Here is a 16,269-nt window from a genome sequence, read left to right as displayed (position 1 = left end):
CCAACAAAGAAGTGGCTCGCGTAGAATATTTATTAAACAGTCGGCCTCGTAAACGGTTTGCAGGACGGACCCCTTATGAGGTATTCTTTAAGGAGACAGGTGTTGCGTTACAATGTTGAATTCAGCAGTGTTGTGGTATACTAAATTCTCGGAAGGAGATCCAAATGCATTTCAACATTGATCATGTCCGCCAGGTTGACCCCGAGATAGCCCAGGCACTCGACAACGAGCTGGCCCGCCAGCAGAACAAGCTGGAGATGATCGCCTCCGAAAACTTCACCTCCCGCGCCGTGATGGAAGCGTGCGGTTCGGTCATGACCAATAAATACGCCGAGGGCTATCCCGGCAAGCGCTATTACGGCGGCTGTGAGTTCGTTGACATCTCCGAATCGCTGGCCATCGAACGGGCGAAAAAGCTTTTTGGCGCCGACCACGCTAATGTCCAGCCGCACTCCGGCTCCCAGGCTAATTTTGCCGCTTATGTCGCCTTCATCAAGCCGGGGGATACCGTCCTTGGCCTCGATCTTTCCCACGGCGGGCACTTGACTCACGGTTGCCCGGTCAATGTCTCCGGGATGTATTTTAAGTTCATCCCTTATGGGGTCAAACCGGATACGGAAACGATCGATTATGACCGTTTACGGGAACTGGCCAAAGAGAATAAACCCAAACTTATCGTCACCGGGGCGACCGCTTATCCCCGGACGATCGATTTCGCCAAGTTCCGCGCTATCTGTGACGAAGTAGGGGCCGTCCTGATGGTCGATATTGCCCATATCGCCGGCCTGGTTGCCGCCGGTTTGCATCCGTCACCGATCCCACTGGCCGAGGTGGTCACTTCGACGACCCACAAGACCTTGCGCGGGCCGCGCTCCGGACTTATTCTTTGTAAAGCAGCCTACGCCAAAGCGGTCGACAAGGCTGTTTTTCCGGGAACGCAGGGTGGACCGCTCGAACATGTCATCGCCGCTAAAGCGATCTGCTTCAAAGAAGCTATGACTCCGGAATTCAAAGCTTACCAGACGCAGATAGTTAAAAATGCCCAGGCCCTGGCCGAAGAATTGGTCAGGAACGGTTTGCGCCTGGTCACCGGCGGGACTGATACCCACCTGGTCCTCGTTGACCTGCGGCCGTTCCAGACGACCGGCAAGGTCGCCCAGGAAGTACTCGACCAGGTCGGCATCACCATCAACAAGAACACTATCCCCTTTGACCCGGAAAAACCGACCGTAACCTCGGGGATCAGGATCGGCACGCCGGCCTTGACGACCCGGGGGATGAAAGAGGCTGAAATGAAAAAGATCGCCGCCATGATCACTCGCGTGTTGAAGAACGTCGCGGACGAGAAAGTGAGAGGGGATGTCGCCGGGGAAGTCGCCAGCCTGGCTAAGCAGTTCCCGTTGTACGCTTAGACAATGATCGAGCTGATCAATGTTTCCAAGGCATTTCCCAGCGGCATCGACGCCCTGCACAATATTAACCTGACCATCGGCAAGGAGGAATTTGTCTTCCTGGTCGGTTCTTCCGGCGCCGGCAAGACGACCCTCCTCAAGATGCTCTACCGCGAAGAGCGGCCGACCAGCGGTAAAGTGGTCGTCGACCGGGTCAATGTTGCCGAGCTAGATTCGAACCAGGTCCCCTTCCTCCGGCGGAACATCGGCGTCGTTTTCCAGGACTTTAAACTTCTCCCCAGGCGGACCGTTTACGAGAATGTCGCTTTTGCCCTCCGGGTGACCGGCGCGCCGCGTTCCACCATCAGGCGCAAAGCGATGCAATCTCTGGAACTGGTCAACATGCTCCGGCGGGCCAACGCCTTTCCGGACGAGCTGTCGGGCGGCGAGAAACAGCGGGTCTGCATCGCCCGGGCGATCGTCAATAACCCGCCGATCCTCCTGGCTGACGAGCCGACCGGCAACCTCGACCCGACCACTTCCTGGGAAATTTTGCAGCTCCTCGACAAGATCAACAAGCGGAACACCACCGTGGTCATCGCTACCCACAACAAGAGCATCGTCGACGAGATGAAACGGCGAGTGGTCGAACTGGAAGGGGGGCGGCTGGTGCGCGATCAGCAGCTCGGATCATACAATGTTTAGCACTATCGAATTTTTTATCATCGAGGCTTTCCGCTCGTTTCGCCGGCAGGCGCTGATGAGCTCGGTCGCGATCGCGACCATTACCGTCTCTTTGACCATTTTCGGGCTCTTTCTCCTCCTCATTATTAACATGGGAAATATCGTCGGCTCTTTCTCTTCGCGCCTCGACCTGGTCGCTTACACCAATAAAGACCTCTCGCTGGAGGATGCGGCCGCGATCCAGGTCAAGATCGCCCGTCTAATCGGAGTGGAGAAGGTCGAGTTCACCTCGAAGACCGAGGCCTGGAACACGTTCAAGAGCGAATTCGGCAGCAAGCTGGCGCTGGGGGAGATCATTTACGAGAACCCTCTGCCGCATACTTTTGCCGTCCGGGTGCGCAATCCCGAGAGCCTGCCCGCTCTAGCCAAGGAAATATCCAATATGGAAGTGATCGACGAGGTCCGCTACAGCGGCAAGCTGATCGAACAGCTCCGTTCGCTGATCGGCGCGGTCCGCATCGCCGGCATCGCCCTGGTCGTCTTATTATCACTGGCCACTCTCCTTATCGTTGTTAATACGATCAGGCTGACGGTGATCGCCCGGGAAACGGACATTTATATAATGAAACTGGTCGGCGCGACCAACACTTTCGTCAAATGGCCTTTTATCATCGAAGGGATCATGATCGGCCTGATCGGCGGCGGGGCTTCGTTCCTCATCCTAAAATTCTCTTATGACTCGGCCGCGGTCAAGGTCGTCCAGGCCTTGCCCTTTCTTCCCATAGTCAACGACCCGTGGCTCCTCTTTTGCGTCTACGCCGCCATGGTCATTGGCGGCATGGGGTTGGGACTGCTCGGCGGCTACATTTCCGTCTCACGGGCGCTGAAAAACGAAACTTAAGAAGGGGGAAATCACATGTTGACCTGGTTTAGAAAAAAAATGAAGACGATCATGATCGTGGTGGCGATCTTGTTCGGTGCTTCGATGTTTTACGGCCTCGGTTACAGCGGCTTAAGCGGCGGCTCTGAAGGTGGCCCCGGCCAGGGAAGCCGGGTCATCGCCAAAGTTAACGGGCAGGAGATCGACCCGCTCCGTTTCCGCGAGATCATGAACCGGGTGGTGCAGGGCTTTGGCCAGGAGTTCACCCCGTCGGACCTCGCTTTTATCGAGAATATGGCGCTTGGCCAGACGATCGAGTTCACCCTGATGGCGAGCGAAGCTAGCCGCAAGGTCAAAGTTTCCGGCCGGGAGATAGATTCAGCCCTCGACGGTATCATGAAACAGCAGAAAGTCGCCTCCAAACGCCAGCTGGAGACCGCTCTCAAGCAGATGGGTCTGACCATGGGGCAATTCCGCGACCTGATCCAGGATGATCTCCTCATCCAAAAGCTCCAGGCCAAACTGCGCGAAGAGGTCAAGGTCACGCCCGATGACCTGCGCGAGGTCCGCGCCAGCCATATCCTCCTCTCGACCGAAGCGGCCGCGAAGACCATTCTGGCTAAACTTCAGGCGGGAGGCGACTTTGCCGCTTTAGCCAAAGAATATTCCCTGGACAAAGGTTCGGCGGCCAAAGGCGGGGACCTCGGTTATTTCGCCACCGGCAGCATGGTCAAACCTTTCGAACAGACCGCTTTTTTACTTAAACCAGGCCAGTTGAGCGGTTTGGTCAAGACCCCGTTCGGTTACCATATCATCTTGCTAGTTGATTCCCGTCTCCGCAAGTTTCCGGCCAATGGGCAGAGCATTGAGCAGATCGCCCTCCAGGAAAAGCAGGAGAAAACTTTCCGCAACTGGTACAGCGAAGTCACCGCCAAAGCCAAGGTAGAAGTGATCAGCCCCGAGTTCAAGGCGAACAACCTCCGCTTCAAGGGCCAGCTGGGTGAAGCGATCACCGAGTACAAGAAGGCGATCGCGGAGAACCCGGCGAGTCCGCTCCTTCACGTCTTTCTCGGCGACACTTTTATGACGATCGGCCAAAAGGCGCTGGCTATTTCGGAATACGAGTCGGCCGTCAGGCTGGAGGGCGGCAATCCCGACCTCTACCTGGTTCTCGGCAAAGCTTATGAAGCGACCGGACAGGGGGAGCTGGCCGCCAGCCAGTACAAGAAGGCTTCGCTCGTCGCCGGCGACACTAAAGCGGTCCACGAACGGCTCCTCAAGCTCTTCCAGAAATTAAAACGGCCCCGGGAAGTTGCTCTGGAACAGTCCGAACTAAAACGGATCGAGAAGAAGGAGAAGTTCGAAAAAGAGCTTAGGGGCGGGCAATAAGGTTCTCGCCGGCACCCAGCAGGCGCTTGACCTGCTCGTCGCTCCGGCCTTCGGCGTAGACGCGCAGCAGGGGTTCGGTCCCGGAAGCGCGGAAGAGTATCCAGCTCTCGTCGCTAAAATTGAACTTCAAGCCGTCCAGCGTCTCTACCCGGCTGATTGCCATCCCGGCAAATTCCTTGGGCTGGTTGGCGGTCAGGTCTAGAACGATTGCCTGGGCTTGGTCCGTGTGCAGGTCGGCCCGGTCATAGTAATAAAACCCTAGTTCGGTCATTATCCCGTCGAGGATCTCCCCGAGGGTCTTTTGCTCCTTAGCCATCAGTTCGAGCAGGTTTAACCCGGCGAGAACGCCGTCACGTTCGGGAATGAAACCCTTGATCCCCATGCCGCCGCTCTCTTCCCCGCCTAAAAGAATATCTTTGGCCATCATCATTTTGGCAATGTGTTTAAAGCCGATCGGGGTCACGGTCAGCGGCCGCCCGAACTTGGCGCAGACTTTATCGATCAGTTTGCTTAGATTGAAGGTTTTGACGACCTCGCCGGTCATTCCCTTGTTCTTCACCAGGTGCCAGAGGAGGAGGACAAAGACGTTATGCGTGTTAATGAAACGGCCGGTCGCGTCGATCGCCGCCAGGCGGTCGGCGTCGCCGTCCAGAATGATACAGGCGGTCAGCTTCTCCCGGTTAGCCAGGGCCGACTCCCGGACAAAAGAGAACGATTCCTCCAGGTTGACCGGGAGCGGTTCAGGATTGATCCCGCCAAAAAGCGGATCGCGGACGTTCCTGATCTCGGTGACGTTTAAGCCCAGCTTGGCAAAATAACCGGTCCCGCTGCCAAACATCGGATCGATCACGATATTAAGGTTGGCCCCTTTGATCGCCGCCAGGTCGACCAGGGAAGAGATCTTGGCCAGGTAAGCGGGATCGGGATCGAATATTTTGAAAGCGGCTTCCGAGGGGATGATCGAAAGCTTGTCCGAGATATTTTTCTCGACCCCCCGGGTCGTTTCCGGGAAAGCCGAACCGCCAAACCCTTCCTTGATCTTGAACCCGTTCCATTCCGGGGGGTTGTGAGAGGCGGTGATCATTATCCCGGCGCCATAACCGCCTTGTTTGACGGCGTAAGAGAGCACGGGTGAGGGGACAGAGTGCGCGGTCAGGACGGTCCGGAGACCGGCCCCGGCGCAGATCCCGGCCGCGATCCGGGCGAACTCTTCCGACTGGAAACGGTTATCGTAACCGATCGCTATCCCTTTGGCCGCCAAGCCCTCGTCTTGCAGATATTTGACCAGCGCCTGGGCGACCAGCCGGACGTTGCCAAAAGTAAATTCTTCGGCGATCTTGGCCCGCCAACCGTCCGTGCCGAATTTTATCATTCGACCGTCTCCTCCGGCTCTGTTCCTGGCTCCGTCTCTTCCACTGTTATCGACTCTTCGCTGACCACCTCTTCTTTTTTCGGTACGACCAGTAAATAGTCGGCCGCGGTCAAACCTTCCGGCGGCGGGAAAGAGACGACCGGCACGCCGGCCAGGACGATCTGGTTGTACGCTTTCCAGATACGGGGACAGATCTGGACCTCGGCAATGCCGCGCATCGGCGCGTTGTTGTCGTTACCGACCCAGACCCCGGTCACCAGCTGCGGGACAAAACCGACGAACCAGGCGTCTTTGAAATCCTGGGAGGTCCCGGTCTTGGCGGCGGCCGGCCGGTCGATCTGGCCGCGGAAACCGGTACCGCGGGAGAGGACGCCGCGCATCAGGTCGATCATGATGGCGACCACGTTCTCGTCGAGCACCCGGCGCTCGATGATCTTGTTGGCGTAAAGCTGGACCCCGTCGCGGCTCTCGATCTTAATAATGGAAGCCGGCTCGACCCGCAGCCCAAGATTGGCCAGGACGCCAAAGGCCGAGGTCATCTCCAAAAGTGAAACTTCGGATGCGCCCAGGGCCAGGGACAAGGCCGGTTCGAGCCGGCTGGCGATCCCCATCTTATGAGCGACATCGATCGCGCTCTGGATGCCGACCCGCTCCAGCAGTTTGATCGACGGGATATTGAGCGATCGCTCCAGGGCGTAACGCATCGTTACCGCCCCGTTAAACTTGCCGTCAAAATTCTTCGGCGCCCAGGTCCCGAAAGGGTTCCAGCGGTTCGGCCAGACCCGGAAGGTGGTCGGCACGTCCATGATGACCTCACCCGGCATGATCCCTTGCTCGATCGCCGCGGTGTAGATGAAAGGCTTGAAAGAGGAACCCGGCTGGCGCTTGGCCTGGACCGCCCGGTTGAACTTGCTGTCAAAATAGCTCACGCCGCCGACCATCGCCTGGATATAGCCGGTCCGGGGATCGAGGGAGACGAGCGCCGCCTGGGAGATGTTATAGCTCTTGCCTTCCCCGGAAACGAACTTGGTCACGACCGCTTCGGCCGCCGCCTGCATTTTCGTGTCCAGGGTGGTGTAGACCTTGAGCCCGCCGTGATAAACCAGCTCTTCGCCGTATTTCTCGGTCAATTGCTGCAGGACATAACTGATGAAGTAGGGGGCGGTCTCGCCCAGCGCTTTCAGGTTCTTGGGGGAAAATTCCAGCACTTCGATCGCCGCCAGCTTGCCGTCGCGCTCATTGACAAAACCGTGCTCCAGCATTTTATTGATCACGACGATCTGGCGCAGTTTCGACCCCTTAAAATTACGGTAAGGAGAATAGAGTTCCGGCCCGCGGATCAGGCCGGCGATCATGGCCGATTCGGCCAGGTCGAGATCGGCCGCGGTCCGGCCGAAATAGAGATTGGCCGCCGACTCGATCCCGTAAGCGTTATGCCCGAGATAGACCTGGTTCAGGTACATCTCGAGGATCTCTTCCTTGGTGTAACGCCGCTCGATCTGCAGGGCAATGAGCGCCTCGGCCAGCTTACGCGCGTAGGTCTTCCGCTTGTTCAGAAAAAGGTTGCGCGCCAACTGCTGGGTGATGGTGCTCCCCCCTTCGATGATCCGGCCATAGGCCAGATTCTTGATCGTCGCCCGGAGGATGCCGTAGAAATCGAGGCCGTGGTGGCTATAGAAGTTGGGATCTTCGGTGGCGATGACCGCTTGCTGGAAGTAGGGGGAGATCTTGGAGAGCGGCACCACCTGCCGGTTCTCTTCCTGGTGGAAACGGGCCAGCACTTTGCTGTCAGAGGAGAAAAGGATGGTACTTTCGCTCGGGACGTAACTGCTCAACTGGTCGATATCGGGCAGCTGGGTCAGGATCTGGAGCGCCAGGCCGGCGACCGCCGCGACCACGACCAGGGCGAGCACCAGGAAGAGTTTATCCAGCTTGAGGCGTTTTTTTCTCATCCGCAGGCATTATATCACCTTCCCTCTGACTTGATAATATGTTAAACTAAAAGTCGAGGAGGTGGATCATGGCGACAAAAATATTAGTTATCCACGGGCCGAACCTCGCCCTGCTGGGTGAGCGGGAAGTCTCGATCTACGGTAAATTCACTTTGGACGAGATCAACGCCAAGTTGACCGCTCTAGCCAAGACAGCGGGGGTGGAACTCGAGATCGTCCAGCTGGACAGCGAAGGGGAGATCGTCGAAAAGATCGGCCAGGCGAGGAAGACTTGCCAGGCGCTGGTCATCAACCCGGCTGGTTATACTCATTATAGTGTGGCGATCCGTGACGCGATCGCGGCGGTCGAAATCCCTACGGTCGAGGTCCATCTCTCCAACATCTACGCGCGGGAAGAGTTCCGCCATAAATCGGTCATCGCCCCGGTCGCGGCCGGACAGATCTCCGGTTTCGGCATCAATAGCTACCTGCTCGGGCTGCAAGCCGCTATCGGTCTCATCAAGAAATGAACCCGGCCCAGAAAAAAGCCGTTGAGATAGCCTGCCGGGTGATGGATTCCCTGCGGATCAAGGCCGGACAAACGGAAAAAGAACTGGCTAATTGGATCAAGCATGAGCTGGCTACTTTTAACGCGGTCCCTTCCTTTGCGATCATCGTCGGCGCCGGCCAACGGTCCATTGACCCGCATGCCCGGCCCGGTAACCACCGCCTAAGGAAAGGCGAACAAGTGGTGATCGACTTAGGCGCAAGATACAAAGGCCAGTGTTCTGACCTCACCAGGACTTTTTTTGTCGGTCAGCCGACCAAGAAATTCCTCGCCCTGTATGACCTCGTCAAGACCGCGCAAGCGAAAGCTATCCGGACGGTCAAAGACGGCGTCTTATGCCGCGAAGTTGATATCACCGCGCGGGAGCACATTAAACGTTATTGCTTTAAAACGTGCCATATCTCTGAAAAGAAGTGTCCCGGCGACTGCTTTATTCACACGACCGGGCATGGGGTGGGGGTTAAGATCCATCAGCACCCCCGGATCTCGATGAAGAGCCGGAAAAAGCTGAAGGCCGGCATGGTCATTACCATTGAACCGGGCATTTATATCAAGGGGTGGGGTGGGATCCGGATCGAAGACATGGTCCTGGTGACGAAAAAAGGTTGTAAGCTACTCACATGAAGAACATCGCTCTCATTACCGCCGGCGGCAGCGGGCAACGGATGGGCCGGCCCAAGCCCCGACACCTTCGTCGTCGGGGCAAGCAGTTCCTTAAGCTGAACGGGCGGCCGATGCTTGCCTGGACCCTGGCCGCTTGCCAAAAATGCCCGGACATCGACGGCATCATCCTGGTCGTTTCGCCGGACCAGATCAAACTAGCCAAACGACTTGATCAGAAAAAGGTCATCGCCATCGTCGCCGGCGGCCGGGAACGTCCCGACTCCGTCCGGCACGGGCTGGACTGGCTGCCTGACTCGGCGGAGATCGTCGCTATCCATGACGGCGCCCGGCCAGCCATTACTCCGGCACTGCTCACCGCCTCGATCAAGGGCGCCAGGAAGCATGGGGCAGTTGTGGTCGGCGTCCCAGTCAAGGATACTATAAAACGCGTTACGCGTTACGAATTACGCGTTACGAAAACAGTTGACCGTAGCGATCTCTGGCAAGCCCAAACGCCGCAGGCGTTCCAGGTCAAGATAATCAAAAAAGCTTACGCCAAACCGGCCGGCCGCGCGACCGATGACGCGATGCTGGTTGAAAAATCGGGAATAAAGGTTAAAATGGTCATGGGGTCGTACGAGAACCTCAAGGTGACTACCCCCGAAGATCTTAAGATCATGTCCGCCATTCTAGCGGGAAGGAGCAAATAACTTGCACTATCTTATCGATATAATCAGGGCGCTGCTTAACAACTTCACTTTCGTCGCCGTGGTCATCTCCTGGTTCCTGGCCCAGTCGATCAAAGTGGTCCTCTACTGGATCTCCGAGAAAAAGTTCAACCTCTGGCACTTTTTTGAGGCCGGCGGCATGCCCTCGGCCCACTCGGCGTCGGTCACCGCCTTGACCCTCGGCATTGCCCTGACCCAGGGCTGGAACTCTCCCTTGTTCACGATCTCGCTGGTCTTTGCCCTCATTGTCATGTACGATGCGACCGGCGTCCGCCGGGCCGCCGGCAAGCAGGCGGAAATGCTCAATAAGATCGTCGATGACATCTACGCCAACGGCAAGGTCCGCCTGGAGAAATTAAAGGAGATACTGGGGCACGACCCGATAGAAGTTGTGGCCGGGGCGACCCTGGCCCTGGTCATCACGCTCCTCACTTACTATGTCTACTTTGATCGATAAGATAAAACTGCCGGAAACACTGCGCGAACTCTCGGCTAAACAGCTGGAACAGATCGCCGGCGAGATCAGGCAAAAGATCATTAGCGTGACCGCGGTCACCGGCGGCCACGTCGCGTCCAGCCTGGGTGCGGTCGAACTCGCCGTCTCTCTTCACGCCGCGTTCGAAAGCCCCAAAGACAAGATCATCTGGGATGTCGGCCACCAGGCCTATGCCCATAAGATCTTGACCGGCCGCCTGGAACGATTTGACACCCTGCGCCAGGCCGGCGGGATCTCCGGTTTCCCCAACGCCGCGGAAAGCGCTCATGATCCCTTTACGGCCGGCCACGCTTCAACTTCGATCTCCCAGGCGCTTGGGCTGGTCAAGGCGCGCGACTTGAGCGGCGCGAAATATAACGTTGTGGCGGTGATCGGCGACGGCTCGATGTCGGGAGGGCTGGCCTGGGAAGGGGTCAATAACGTTGACGGCCTGAAAAGTAATCTGATAATAATCCTGAACGACAACGAGATGTCGATCTCGCGCAATGTCGGCTCGCTCTCCAACTATCTGACCCAGGTCTCGACCAGCGGCGCTTACGTCGAGTTGCGCAACCGGATCGAGAAGCTGGTCACCAAGGTGCCGCGGGTCGGGGTCCCTCTTTTCGCGGCGGCCAAGAAATTAAAAGACCGGACCAAGCATATCGTCGTCAGTTTCAAGGTCGACGTCATGTTTGAAGAGCTCGGTTTCAAGTATTTCGGCCCGATCGACGGCCATAATATCCCGCTGATCATGAGCACGCTGCAGCACGCCCGTGAGATCCAGGGGCCGGTGCTGATCCATGTCCTAACGAAAAAGGGGAAGGGCTATCCGCCGGCCGAAAAGGACCCGACCCGTTTCCACGGCACCGGTCCTTTTAACATTGAGAGCGGCAAACCGCTGAACGGCAACGGGAGCAAGAGCTATACCCAGGTTTTCGGCCAGACCCTGGTCAAACTGGCCGAGCGCGAGCCCGCGATAGTCGGCGTGACCGCCGCCATGCTTGACGGGACCGGGATGGAGGAGTTCGCCCGTAAATTCCCTAAACGGTTCTTTGATGTCGGTATCGCCGAAGAACACGCGGTGACCTTTGCCGGGGCGCTGGCTAAAGGGGGTTATCGGCCGGTCGTGGCTATTTATTCGACCTTCCTGCAGCGGGCTTACGATGAGATCATCCATGACGTCTGCCTGCAAAATATGCCGGTCGTTTTCGCGATCGATCGGGCGGGGATCGTCGGCGAAGACGGGGCAACGCATAACGGCATTTTTGATCTGGCTTTCCTGCGCTGTCTGCCGAACATGGTCGTCCTGGCGCCCAGTGACGATTCCGAACTCGAAAAAATGCTCGCGTTCGCCGTCAGACATGACGGCCCGATAGCTATACGTTACCCAAGAGGCGAGGCAAAAAGGGTCGAGGCAAAATCATCACTCGCAATAGAGTTGGGCAAGGCCGAGGTGGTATTCGGCTCTCCGCATTCCGAGATCTGCATTATCGCTCTTGGCTCAATGGTCGCTCCGTCAATCGAAGCCGCCAAACAGTTAGGCAACGCCAGAGTGATCAACGCCCGGTTCGTTAAGCCTTTGGACAAGGAATTGATCGTCAAAGAAGCTAAGGCTGCCAAACTTATCGTTACGGTCGAAGAGGGAGTTCTTGAGGGCGGTTTTGGTTCCGCGGTCATAGAACTGCTGGCCGAGGCCGGTGTTACCACCCCGGTGCGCAGGTTGGGCTTGCCGTCAAAATTCATCGAACACGGCCAGCGAGACGAGATCCTGGACAGCTACGGCTTATCCCCCCAAAAGATAGCTCAGACGATCAAAAACCATTTTTAGAGTCAAATAACTGAAATCGCGATCATTTTCTTACGAAGATAAACCAATGAAAGCACTGCCTAATTATAGAACAACTATGCGTCCTGATTATTTAAGCCATCCCGGGATCTGCCGGATAGGGGGAGGAGGCGGGGAAAGAAGCGTATCCGACATATTAAGCTCGCGCCTGGGCGCCATTTTAGAACAGTTAAAGCCACAATTTGGTTTTCATGATCCACAGCATAAGGAAAGGCTGATCGCCGAAGCGGCCGGGATCGTGCTCAACACCGGGTTGCTTGAAGAAGCGACCACTACCGATTGCTTTGTCTTGGCCGTCCGGGTCGCCGATCATTCCTTTAAAAACGCCGACGACCAAACCGCCGCGCAGATCTTCGGCCGGATAAGGCAATTTATTGACAATCTGCTGACGCCGGGTTTACGGGATGAGGTCAGGGAGCGGATGGCCAATGTCTGCTTGGGTTCATACAAAATAAATGAAGCCGCCTCGATCGTCCGCGGCTATGAAAGAAAAGATAAACTGCCCGCCAATCTGGCGATCGCGGATGCTTTTTTAAAATCAGGTGAAACGGAAAAGGCGACAAAAACCCTGTCAGTCAATTGCGTCCAGATCGCCAAGGCCAGCCCGAATCTGATGGTCCGCACGGGCCAATTGGTCGCGATCGCGAAAAAATTGATCGACCACGAAAATACGGCCGCGGCGCAAGACGTGCTGATCATGGCGGCCGCTGATCTCGACAACAACAACCTTGCCCACTTTAAAACGCTGGAGAAGATCGGCCTGATGCTGCTCGACCTTGAGCGGGGAATCAAGGCCCTGGACCTGCTTTCCCGGGGAAAGCTCAGCAACTATTATCTCCGCAACTTTTCTTCGTCTGCTTCGCGCCTTGACCTGATCAACAAGAGCTTGGCAGCGATCGAGAACCAGTTCCCCGAGTTCGTCGCGCGCTGGCGGCAAAACCATTCTCACAGTTGCCCACCTCCCGCTAAATAAGTTATAATCAACTTATGCAGTCCGATATCGAGATCGCCCAAAAAGCTAAACTCAAGCTGATCGTCGAGGTCGCCAAACACGCCGGCCTTGACTTGAATGACGTAGAACTTCACGGTTGTTACAAAGCAAAGATACATCTTAAAGCCTTAAAGCGCTTTAATAAGAAAAAAGACGGCAAATTGATCCTCGTTACCGCGATGACGCCGACCCCGCGGGGGGAAGGGAAAACCACCACGACCATCGGACTGGCCCAGGCCTTAAATAATTTGGGGAAGAGCGCTTTTGTCTGCATCAGGGAACCTTCGCTGGGGCCAGTAATGGGGATGAAGGGTGGGGCGGCCGGCGGCGGATATTCCCAGGTCCTGCCGATGGAAGACATCAATCTTCACTTAACTTCCGACATGCATATGGTCACCTCTGCCCACAATCTGTTGTCGGCCATGCTTTATAACCATATCTACCAGGGTAATGAATTAGGAATAGATGAGCACCGGATAGTTTGGAAAAGGACGATGGACATGAACGACCGGGCGCTCCGCGGGATGTTCGATATCACCGCTTCTTCCGAAGTGATGGCGATCCTTTGTCTTTCCGAAAGCGTAACCGATATGAAAGAACGGCTGGGGCGGATCATCGTGGCTTATGATAAAACAGGGAAGCCGGTCACTGCCGCCAACCTCAAAGCGAATGGGGCGATGGCACTCCTGTTATGGGACGCGCTCAAGCCGACCCTGGTCCAGACCTTTGAAGGAGGCCCGGCTTTTATCCACGGCGGGCCGTTTGCCAACATCGCGCACGGTTGTAACTCGATCGTCGCTACCCGGCTCGCTTTAAAGCTGGCCGATTACGTGGTCACCGAGGCCGGGTTTGCCTCCGAGCTAGGCGCGGAGAAGTTCTTTGACATCAAATGCCGGGTAGCGGGCTTCTCGCCGTCAGCCGCGGTCCTGGTGGTGACTAAACAGGCGATCGAACGCCATGGCTATGAGAACGTCAAAAAACATCTTGAGAATATTCGCCATTATGGTTTGCCGGCGGTTATCGCTATCAATAGGAAAGAGAACGATACGGCTGATGAGTTGGCTGTTATTAAAAGTGAATGCTCCAAGCTCGGCGTTCCTGTGGTTGTCTCTGATGTTTGGGCCAAAGGCGGGAGCGGGGGGAAGGAGCTGGCGAAAGCGGTGATCGCAGCGGCTGATAACAAGTCAGACTTTAAGCTGCTTTATTCGTTGAAAGATCCAATTAAGGAGAAGATCAATAAGATCGCCACTGAAATCTACGGGGCGGAGGGGGTTGAGTGGACAGAGCAGGCGGAGGCAGACATTAAGTTCTTGAATGAACAGAAGTTAGCCGATCTGCCAGTCTGTATCGCCAAGACCCAGTATTCTTTAAGTGATAACCCGAAAGTTTACGGCCGGCCAGCCGGCTTCAAGATCACTATCCGTGAGCTGAAACCGTCCGCTGGCGCCGGATTTATCGTTGCCTATGCCGGTGATATCATGACGATGCCGGGCTTGCCAAAACACCCAGCGGCAGAAAACATGGATATTACCGAAGACGGTAAGATCGTCGGATTGTTTTAAAACCCCTGAAATTTCCTTCTAATTTTATTGACAATTAATTGAGCGGCTCTCATCCAAATATAATAATATGGTCACAATAACTTCTACCTATCGGCGGCCGGCTGTCATAATGAAAGCGGGCAATAATTATGTGTATGAAAAGACACTTCGTGCTCTGCTGCAGAAGATTGAAACAGGAAAATACCAGCCGGAGCTTGATAGGGAAGAGGCCGATTTTCATCTCAAAGAAGAGGTGTTGAAAATTAAATGCAGTGAGGCCCTGAAAATTCAATGCGGCAATGTCGGATTGCAATATAAATCACCTGAAGATCCGGAAGCTTGGCAAGTACTGATTGAAAGATTGTTCAATGGCGTCAATCTTAGCCGGGTGGTCGTGGAAGGAAAAAATTCCGATAATCAAAGATTTCCAGTTAAAGACAGGCAAAATCATGTTGAAGTCCTAAATAGCACCTTGCATAAACTTAGCGTAATCGAAGACTGGTTCTATCATAATCCTGAAGTCCTCCGTCAGATCGTAGCGAATTTTTGACCCCTGGGGTATAATTAAGATATTCAATGATCAACCAGAAAAAGATCGAAAAAGCCGTAAAAGATATATTGATCGCGATCGGCGAGGATTTAAACCGCGAGGGCTTGAAGGAAACGCCCAAACGCGTCGCCGAGATGTATGCCGACCTGTTCTCCGGCCTGCATAAAGATCCATCCAAAGAACTGACGACTTTCAAGCAGGGCGAGCATGAGGAAATGGTCATTGTTAAAGACATTCCTTTCTATTCCATCTGCGAGCATCATCTTGTTCCTTTTGTCGGCAAGGCCCACGTCGCCTATATCCCGAGATCGGGCAGGGTAACGGGACTGTCCAAGCTGGTCAGGGTAGTTGAGGGCTATGCGAAAAGGCCGCAGGTGCAGGAACGTTTAACTTCCGAAGTCGCCGATACGATCATGGAAAAGCTGGCGCCTCATGGCGTTTTGGTCGTGATCGAGGCCGAGCACCTGTGTATGTCAATGCGGGGAGTTAAAAAACCCGGGACTACCGCGGTCACTTCGGCCGTCAGGGGGGTCTTCAGGAAAGACGCCAAGGTCCGCTCCGAAGCCCTGGCCTTGATCAAACCTTAGTGATAAATCGCGTCTTAATCGCTTTCTGGCCAATAATTATCTGTTTTTACCTTACCGGCTGCGCCGAACATTCGATCTCCAGCAATAAAAATCCAACCGTCAAGAACGCCGTCACCATCACGATCGATCTTTGCCCGTCCAGCAAACCTTACGAAGCCAAACTGTTCAAGGCCCTGGAAGGGTTGGGACAAAGGGCCGGCCAACCTCTGCCGGTGACGATCTTTGTCTCCGGCCGCTGGATCGAGCGGCATCAGGACGAGCTCAAAGTGCTTAAAAAGATGTACCTGAACATTACCTGGGGGAACCATTCGTATTCTCACCCGGTCGCGGACGACTTTCTGAACAACCCGAAAGTAAATTTCCGGCGGGAAATGCTGAAGAATATCACCGCCATGGAAAAGTTCAGCCTTCAACCCTCCCGCTACTTCCGCTTTCCCGGCCTCCGGCATAACCGGCAGCGCCTGGAACAACTCGCCGCGCTCGGTTATATTTCCGTTGATTCCAATGCCTGGCTGGGGAAGATACACTGGTGGCACCGCTTCGTTGGCGGCAGGATCAAGGCTGGTTCAATTATCCTTATTCATGGCAACGGCAATGAACGGGCGGGGGTGGTCGACGAATTTATCGCCTGGCTAAAGCGGAACAAAAAGTACCGGATCGTCCCCTTGAGCGATTTTATCCCGGTAGTTTCCTCGTCAGGAACGCCCGAAGCAGTTCGGCCGTAGACTGATTC

At 55.5% G+C, this 16,269-nt stretch carries 16 protein-coding genes; 14 read left to right on the top strand and 2 right to left on the bottom strand.

The annotated features are described in order from the left end of the window. The first annotated feature begins 164 nt into the window (after window positions 1-164). The 4 genes from glyA to WC903_07025 are packed head-to-tail and all read left to right on the top strand — an operon-like array spanning window position 165 to window position 4,344. Window positions 165-1,412, top strand: a complete 1,248-nt coding sequence (gene glyA, locus WC903_07040) for a serine hydroxymethyltransferase (GenBank protein MFA5893692.1) — start codon at window positions 165-167, stop codon at window positions 1,410-1,412. Window positions 1,413-1,415: 3 nt separating this feature from the next. Next, a complete protein-coding gene (gene ftsE / locus WC903_07035; protein ID MFA5893691.1) occupies window positions 1,416-2,096 on the top strand; it encodes a cell division ATP-binding protein FtsE in 681 nt (226 codons plus the stop codon). Next, window positions 2,089-2,976, top strand: coding sequence for a permease-like cell division protein FtsX (gene ftsX / locus WC903_07030; protein ID MFA5893690.1), 888 nt, complete (start codon window positions 2,089-2,091; stop codon window positions 2,974-2,976). Before ftsE ends, ftsX begins: the two co-directional genes overlap by 8 nt. 15 nt (window positions 2,977-2,991) lie before the next feature. After that, a complete protein-coding gene (locus WC903_07025) occupies window positions 2,992-4,344 on the top strand; it encodes a peptidylprolyl isomerase (GenBank protein MFA5893689.1) in 1,353 nt (450 codons plus the stop codon). Here the strand turns inward: WC903_07025 and WC903_07020 are convergent. Next, window positions 4,328-5,716 (bottom strand): phosphoglucomutase/phosphomannomutase family protein, encoded by a 1,389-nt coding sequence (locus tag WC903_07020; GenBank protein ID MFA5893688.1) that lies wholly within the window; start codon window positions 5,714-5,716, stop codon window positions 4,328-4,330. The two genes, WC903_07025 and WC903_07020, sit on opposite strands and share 17 nt — an antisense overlap. Next, window positions 5,713-7,668, bottom strand: a complete 1,956-nt coding sequence (locus tag WC903_07015; GenBank protein MFA5893687.1) for a PBP1A family penicillin-binding protein — start codon at window positions 7,666-7,668, stop codon at window positions 5,713-5,715. Before WC903_07015 ends, WC903_07020 begins: the two co-directional genes overlap by 4 nt. A gap of 68 nt (window positions 7,669-7,736) precedes the next feature. Here WC903_07015 and aroQ point away from each other — a divergent pair, with 68 nt between their 5' ends. The 10 genes from aroQ (at window position 7,737) to WC903_06965 (ending at window position 16,261) form a co-directional block, all read left to right on the top strand. After that, window positions 7,737-8,177 (top strand): type II 3-dehydroquinate dehydratase, encoded by a 441-nt coding sequence (aroQ, locus tag WC903_07010; GenBank protein MFA5893686.1) that lies wholly within the window; start codon window positions 7,737-7,739, stop codon window positions 8,175-8,177. Then, window positions 8,174-8,839, top strand: a complete 666-nt coding sequence (locus tag WC903_07005) for a M24 family metallopeptidase (protein ID MFA5893685.1) — start codon at window positions 8,174-8,176, stop codon at window positions 8,837-8,839. The genes aroQ and WC903_07005 overlap by 4 nt, the downstream gene beginning before the upstream one ends. Next, complete coding sequence (gene ispD / locus WC903_07000) at window positions 8,836-9,528, top strand: 2-C-methyl-D-erythritol 4-phosphate cytidylyltransferase (protein MFA5893684.1); 693 nt, start codon at window positions 8,836-8,838, stop codon at window positions 9,526-9,528. Before WC903_07005 ends, ispD begins: the two co-directional genes overlap by 4 nt. Window position 9,529: 1 nt before the next feature. Further along, a complete protein-coding gene (locus WC903_06995) occupies window positions 9,530-10,003 on the top strand; it encodes a divergent PAP2 family protein (protein ID MFA5893683.1) in 474 nt (157 codons plus the stop codon). Continuing rightward, entirely contained in the window at window positions 9,984-11,849 is a 1,866-nt protein-coding gene (dxs, locus tag WC903_06990) for a 1-deoxy-D-xylulose-5-phosphate synthase (protein ID MFA5893682.1), read from the top strand. The genes WC903_06995 and dxs overlap by 20 nt, the downstream gene beginning before the upstream one ends. 46 nt (window positions 11,850-11,895) lie before the next feature. Next, window positions 11,896-12,840: a hypothetical protein gene (locus WC903_06985; protein MFA5893681.1), complete on the top strand. Its 945-nt coding sequence runs from the start codon at window positions 11,896-11,898 to the stop codon at window positions 12,838-12,840. Window positions 12,841-12,854: 14 nt separating this feature from the next. Next, window positions 12,855-14,420: a formate--tetrahydrofolate ligase gene (locus tag WC903_06980; GenBank protein ID MFA5893680.1), complete on the top strand. Its 1,566-nt coding sequence runs from the start codon at window positions 12,855-12,857 to the stop codon at window positions 14,418-14,420. Between the two features lie 109 nt (window positions 14,421-14,529). Beyond that, the gene (locus tag WC903_06975) at window positions 14,530-14,949 is read left to right on the top strand and encodes a hypothetical protein (GenBank protein ID MFA5893679.1); all 420 of its coding nucleotides are present in this window, start codon (window positions 14,530-14,532) and stop codon (window positions 14,947-14,949) included. A 26-nt stretch (window positions 14,950-14,975) separates the two neighbouring features. Next, complete coding sequence (gene folE / locus WC903_06970) at window positions 14,976-15,536, top strand: GTP cyclohydrolase I FolE (GenBank protein MFA5893678.1); 561 nt, start codon at window positions 14,976-14,978, stop codon at window positions 15,534-15,536. Next, window positions 15,536-16,261: a polysaccharide deacetylase family protein gene (locus WC903_06965; protein MFA5893677.1), complete on the top strand. Its 726-nt coding sequence runs from the start codon at window positions 15,536-15,538 to the stop codon at window positions 16,259-16,261. Before folE ends, WC903_06965 begins: the two co-directional genes overlap by 1 nt. The last annotated feature ends 8 nt before the right edge of the window (window positions 16,262-16,269 follow it).

The sequence above is a fragment of the Candidatus Margulisiibacteriota bacterium genome (assembly GCA_041658645.1).
Taxonomy (GTDB): Bacteria; Margulisbacteria; WOR-1; order O2-12-FULL-45-9; family XYB2-FULL-48-7; genus JBAZZV01.
The sequence above is the reverse complement of the archived record's forward strand: the minus strand, read 5'-3'. Positions and strand labels throughout refer to the sequence as shown.